Here is a 5767-nt window from a genome sequence, read left to right as displayed (position 1 = left end):
TGGTCCGCCAGCTCGACGGACGCGCCTGGCTGTACCTGCCCGCCCAGTCCCGCGTCGAGTTGTACACGGCGGCCATCGAGGACATGCTCGCCGACCTCGAACCCCACGACCGGCGCGACGTCTGGGAGCGCCTGCGCGGGCCTGTCCCTGCCGAGTGAGGGACGCCGCCGGCCTCCATCCGGCGGGCCGTAGGGTTGCCTTTCCTTCGTTGTGCCATACCCCCAGGGGGTGGACCATCGAGGTATGACTGACACCGCTGCCCCCCAGCCGGCCACCGTCGTGGACGCCGCCTCCTACCAGCGTGCCGAGGCAGCCGCCGGATCTCACTCGAGCCTGTTGAACAAGCTGCGGGCCGCCGTGCTCGGCGCCAACGACGGCATCGTGTCCATCGCCGGCATGGTGATGGGCGTGGCAGGTGCCACCACCGACTCGCTGGCAATCCTGATCGCGGGCATCGCGGGTCTGACGGCCGGGGCCCTGTCGATGGCGGTGGGCGAGTACGTGTCGGTGAGCGCTCAGCGCGACAGCGAGCGGGCCCTGATCGCCAAGGAGGTGTGGGAGCTCGAGAACATGCCGGACGCCGAACTCGCCGAGCTCGCAGGCCTGTACGAGGCGAAGGGCCTCACGCCCGAACTCGCGCTCGAGGTGGCCACGCAACTGCACGCGCACGACGCGCTCGCCGCCCACGCGGAGACCGAGCTGGGCATCGATCCCGAGGAACTGGTGAACCCGTGGGCCGCGGCGTGGGCGTCCATGGCTGCGTTCACGGTGGGCGCACTGGTTCCGCTGCTGGCGATGGTCCTGAGCCCGGCGACGCTGCGCGTGCCGGCGACGGCGGTGGCGGTCGTCCTCGCGCTGAGCCTCACCGGCTACTTCAGCGCCAAGGTCGGCAAAGCCAAGCCGGCCAAGGCGATCGTCCGGGTCATTCTCGGTGGCCTGCTGGCCATGGGGATCACGTACGGCATCGGCGCCCTGGTGGGCACCCAGATCGGCTGATCCGCCACCCCTTCCGTGCGGCAGGGGCACCGTGTGCAGTTCCGTGCTGCGCAACCGGTGCTGGGGCACTCCTTTCGCAGCACGCACCCGCACACGCCGGGAACTCCTGCGCAGGGCCGGAGGGGGAGTGCGCGGCCCCCTACCGGGGCAGCGCGGCGTCGGCGTCCGCTTCCGCGTCCGACCCGGCGAACTGGCTCATGTACAGGCGGTGGTAGGCGCCGCCGGCGGCGAGGAGCTCGTCGTGGTTGCCCTGTTCGACGATGGTGCCGTTCTCCATGACCAGGATCACATCGGCGTCCCGGATGGTCGACAGGCGGTGGGCGATGACGAACGACGTCCGGTCCGACCGGAGTGCCGCCATGGCCCGCTGCAGCAGCAGTTCGGTGCGCGTGTCGACCGACGAGGTGGCCTCGTCGAGGATGAGGATGCTCGGATCGGCCAGGAAGGCCCGCGCGATCGTGATGAGCTGCTTCTCGCCCGCCGAGACGTTCGAGCCTTCCTCGTCGATCACCGTGTCGTAGCCCTCGGGCAGCGAGTGGACGAAGCGGTCCACGTAGGTGGCTGTCGCCGCCGCCCGGATCTCCTCCTCCGTCGCGCCCGGGCGCCCGTAGGCGATGTTGTCCCGGATCGTCCCACCGAACAGCCATGTGTCCTGCAGCACCATCCCGATCTCGCCCCGCAGCGTGGCCCGCGGGATGGTCGTCACGTCGACCCCGTCGATCAGGATGCGGCCAGCGTCGACCTCGTAGAACCGCATGATCAGGTTCACCAGCGTCGTCTTGCCGGCGCCGGTCGGCCCGACGATGGCGACGGTGCGGCCGGGCTCGGCCACGAGCGACAGGTGCTCGATGAGCGGCTTGTCGGGGCTGTAGGAGAACGACACGTCCTCGAACTCCACCCGCCCGCGCACGAGGGCAGGGAGCGAGCCGGCGGCGTCCGGGGTCTGCTCGTCGGCGTCCAACACCTGGAAGACGCGCTCGGCGGAGGCCACGCCCGACTGCAGCAGGTTCGCCATCGACGCCACCTGCGTGATCGGCTGGGTGAACATGCGCGAGTACTGGATGAACGCCTGCACGTCGCCGAGGCTCATCTGCCCGGACGCCACCCGGATGCCCCCCACGACGGCGATGGCCACGTAGGACAGATTCCCGATGAACATCATCACGGGCATCATCAGGCCCGAGATGAACTGTGCGCCGAACGCGGCCTCGTAGAGCTTGTCGTTGTCGGACTTGAAGGACGCCTCGACCTCGCGGCTCCGCCCGAACACCTTCACGAGCGCGTGCCCGGTGTAGGCCTCTTCGATCTGGGCGTTGAGGTCACCGGTCGACTTCCACATGGCGGCGAAGCGGCCCTGGGCGCGCTTGCCGATGGTCATGGCGGCCACCAGCGACACCGGCACGGCGATGAGCGCGATCACGGCCAGCACCGGCGACACCCAGAACATCATGAAGAGGACGCCGACGAGGGTCAGCAGGTTGCTGAGCAGCTGGCTCAAGGTCTGCTGCAGCGAGGTGGCGACGTTGTCGATGTCGTTGGTGACGCGGCTCAGCAGCTCGCCGCGCGGCTGCCGGTCGAAGTAACTCAGGGGCAGGCGGTCGAGCTTGGCCTGCACGTCGCGGCGCATCCGGTAGACCGACCCCTGCACGATGTCGTTCAGGATCCAGCCGGACGCCCACGCCACGACCCCCGCGAGCACGGCCAGGCCGAGGGCGATCCAGCCCACCTGGGCGACGGCCGCCCAGTCGACGCCCTGGCCGGGCGTCACGTCCATGCCGCTCAGCATGTCGGCGAACGTGTTCTGTCCTGCGGCGCGCAGCTGCGCCACGACGGTCTCCAGCGGGACGCCCGCCGGCAGGTTCTTGCCGACCAGGCCGGCGAACAACAGGTCGGTCATCATGCCGAGGACGCGCGGCGAGACCACGTTGCCCACTACCGCGACGGCGGTGAGCGTGATGACGAGCCAGATGCGCGGCATCTCGGGGCGCAGGGTGCCGAGGAGGCGCCGCAACGACGGGCCGAAGTTGATGGCCTTCTCGGCCGGACCTTGGGCCATCGGCCCGTGGCCGCGCACCTGCGGGCCGTGCTTGGGCCGTTCGGCGGCCTCGGTGATCCGGTTCTGCGTGGGCGTGGACTCGCTCATGCCATCTCCTCCGCCTTGAACTGGGACTCGACGATCTCGACGTAGGTCGGGCAGGTCGCGAGCAGGGATTCGTGGGTGCCGATGCCCTCGATGCGGCCGTCGTCGAGGACGACGATCTGGTCGGCGTCGGCGATCGTGGCCACGCGCTGGCCGACGATGACGACCGCGGCGTCGGCGGTCTCGGGCTTGAGGGCGGCCCGCAGGCGGGCGTCCGTGACCACGTCGAGCGCCGAGAAGCTGTCGTCGAACAGGTAGACGTCGGGACGCCGCACGAGCGCCCGCGCGATCGACAGGCGTTGCCGCTGCCCGCCGGAGACGTTCGTGCCGCCCTGGGCGATCGGTGCGTCCAGCTGGCCGTCCATGCGTTCGACGAAGTCGCGCGCCTGGGCGACCTCGAGGGCGTGCCAGAGCTCCTCGTCGGTCGCCTCGGGGTTGCCGTACCGCAGGTTGGACGCCACGGTGCCGCTGAACAGATAAGGACGCTGCGGCACGAGGCCGACCGTGTTCCACAGCACTTCGGGGTCGAGCCGCCGGACGTCGATGCCATCGACCTCGACGGCCCCCGACGTGGCGTCGAACAGGCGCGGGATGAGGTTGACGAGCGTCGTCTTGCCCGAGCCGGTCGAACCGATGATGGCCGTCGTGGTGCCCGGCGTGACGTCGAAGGTGATGTTGCTGAGCACGGGGGCGTCGGCGCCGGGGTAGGCGAAGCTGACGTCGCGCAGCGACACCGCCCCGTGGGCGAGCACGTCGCCGACCGGCTGGGCGGGCGGCACGACCGAGCTCCGGGTGCCCAGTACCTCCTGGATGCGCGTCGCGCACACCTGGGCGCGCGGGGCGATCATGAGCATCATCGTCGACATCATCACGCTCATCAGGATCTGCATGAGGTACTGCAGGAACGCCGTGAGCTGCCCGATCTGCATCTCGCCGGCGTCGACGCGCAGGCCGCCGAACCACATGACGCCCACGCTGGACGCCGTCATCACCAGTTGCACCACGGGGAAGAGGGTGAGCATGCGGCGTCCGACGCGGAGCGATGCGTCCGTGACGTCGAAGTTGGCTTGCTCGAAGCGGGACGCCTCGTGCGGCTCTCGCACGAAGGCCCGGATGACGCGCAGGCCGCTGATCTGCTCGCGCAGGACGCGGTTGAGGGCGTCGATGCGGGTCTGCATGGCGCGGAACAGCGGCAGCGCCTGGATGAGGATGGTGACGATGATGACGCCCAGCACGGCGACGGCGACGGCGATGAGCCAGCTGAGGCCGATGTCCTCGCGGAGCGCCATGAACATGCCGCCCACCATCATGATCGGCGCCTGCACGATCATGAACGCCGTCATCATGACGAGTTGCTGCACCTGCTGCACGTCGTTGGTGTTGCGGGTGATCAGGCTCGGCGCGCCGAACGTGTTGACCTCGCGCGTGGAGAAGCTCAGCACGCGGGAGAAGATCGCCGCGCGCACGTCCCGGCCGAAGCCCATGGCCGTGCGGGCGCCGAAGTAGATCGCCCCCGCCTGGCAGACGATCTGCCCGAGGGTCACGCCGAGCATCGCAGCACCGAGGGACCAGATGGTCGGGATATCGCCTTGGGCCACCCCGTCGTCGATGATGCGTGCGTTGAGGGTGGGCAGGTAGAGGGCCGCGACGGTCGCCCCGAACTGGAGCAGCACGATCGCGACGATGTTGGCCCCGTAGGGGCGCAGGTAGGTGCGGAGGAGCTTGAGCAGCATCAGGCCTCCCGGGTCAGGCCGCGCAGAGCGAGCTGGGTGAGCAGAGCGGGATCGGGGATGTCTTGGGGAGCCACCATCGGGTGGTGGTAGCCCGAGGACAGAGCGAGCAAGTAGGACGCCGCCACGTGGGTCGGCGTGGCGAGTTCGGCGGCGAACGGGGCGAGCAGCGCGCTCACTTGGGTGACCCGGTCGCGGCGGATCGCCGCCGGGTCCGGACGCCGGCACGCACCCTGGGCGGCGGCGTCCGCCCCGCTTGGGCCGTCGGACGCCGGGCCGGCGCCGGCGGCGTCCCTGGCGGAGAGGAAGTTGGGGTGGAAAGCGACGAGGAGGGCCTTGACGTCACGGTGATGGCGATCGAGCGTGGCGAGCAGCCGGGTGACCGTTTCGCGCAGGGAGTCCGCGCGGGCGGCGTCCAGTTGGGCGGCGAAGCGGTCGGAGGAGACGGCCTCGGTGAGGCAGGCGGCGATGAGGTCGTCCTTGGAATCGTAGGCGCGGAAGATCGTGCCCTCGGCAATGCCGGCGGCCTCGGCGATCTGCCGGGTGGAGATGTCGGTGCCATGCTCGCGCAGCAGCGGCAGGGTGGCGTCCACGAGGGCTTTACGCCGCTCGTCGGTCGACATGCGTGGAGCTCGGGTCACGAGGAGCAACTGTAGGTGAGTGAGCGCTCACTCACAATCCGTTCGGACGCCGCGGCCGCCAGTTGCCGCGGGCCGGATAGGCTGCCCGAGACGAAGGAGGTGAACCATGACGCTGTTCCTGTGGATCGGGGCCATCGGGGTCGTGCTGCTGCTGCTCACACTCGTGCTCGACGACTTCCTCGACGGGATCCTCGACGGGCTCGGCGGCAGCGAATGGTTCACCGGGGCGGCGCTCGCGGGCTTCCTCGGAGCGCTCGGCT

At 69.9% G+C, this 5767-nt stretch carries 4 protein-coding genes; 1 reads left to right on the top strand and 3 read right to left on the bottom strand.

The genetic code is table 11. The annotated features are described in order from the left end of the window. Positions 1 to 243 precede the first annotated feature (243 nt). Positions 244 to 996, top strand: a complete 753-nt coding sequence (locus tag Q1K57_RS15090) for a VIT family protein (RefSeq protein WP_300084127.1) — start codon at positions 244 to 246, stop codon at positions 994 to 996. Positions 997 to 1135: 139 nt separating this feature from the next. Here Q1K57_RS15090 and Q1K57_RS15085 read toward each other — a convergent pair whose 3' ends face one another. Genes Q1K57_RS15085 through Q1K57_RS15075 form a run of 3 tightly spaced genes read right to left on the bottom strand, consistent with a single transcriptional unit; the run spans position 1136 to position 5507 of the window. After that, complete coding sequence (locus tag Q1K57_RS15085) at positions 1136 to 3139, bottom strand: ABC transporter ATP-binding protein (RefSeq protein ID WP_300084125.1); 2004 nt, start codon at positions 3137 to 3139, stop codon at positions 1136 to 1138. Next, entirely contained in the window at positions 3136 to 4869 is a 1734-nt protein-coding gene (locus Q1K57_RS15080) for an ABC transporter ATP-binding protein (RefSeq protein ID WP_300084123.1), read from the bottom strand. The genes Q1K57_RS15085 and Q1K57_RS15080 overlap by 4 nt, the downstream gene beginning before the upstream one ends. Then, positions 4869 to 5507, bottom strand: coding sequence for a TetR/AcrR family transcriptional regulator (locus Q1K57_RS15075; protein WP_300084121.1), 639 nt, complete (start codon positions 5505 to 5507; stop codon positions 4869 to 4871). The genes Q1K57_RS15080 and Q1K57_RS15075 overlap by 1 nt, the downstream gene beginning before the upstream one ends. Positions 5508 to 5767: the final 260 nt, after the last annotated feature.

Origin of the sequence: Propioniciclava sp., assembly GCF_029977985.1 — a bacterium.
Lineage (GTDB): Bacteria > Actinomycetota > Actinomycetes > Propionibacteriales > Propionibacteriaceae > Propioniciclava.
Note: the sequence above shows the minus strand (reverse complement) of the source record. Positions and strands in the feature narration are given on the sequence as shown.